Raw genomic sequence first — 202 nt, 5'->3', positions numbered from 1 at the left:
TCCCCGAACAGGACTCGAACCTGTGACAACTCGATTAACAGTCGAGTGCTCTACCAACTGAGCTATCAGGGAATATTAAGCATTTGTTTCAAGGTTACACCCTGAAAACTGGATCCGAAACTCATTTGCGTTTTATCTTTAGGATAAGCCCTCGACCGATTAGTATTGGTCAGCTCCATGCATTACTGCACTTCCACCCCCA

The 202-nt window shown here is 45.5% G+C and carries 1 tRNA gene; it reads right to left on the bottom strand.

Features of this window, described 5'->3' with window-relative positions:
* Window positions 1-72: transfer RNA gene (locus tag G9G53_RS26190), tRNA-Asn, on the bottom strand.
* Window positions 73-202: the final 130 nt, after the last annotated feature.

Source organism: Paenibacillus sp. EKM206P (assembly GCF_011066155.1).
GTDB classification, from domain to species: Bacteria; Bacillota; Bacilli; order Paenibacillales; family Paenibacillaceae; genus Paenibacillus; species Paenibacillus polymyxa_D.
The sequence above is the reverse complement of the archived record's forward strand: the minus strand, read 5'-3'. Positions and strand labels throughout refer to the sequence as shown.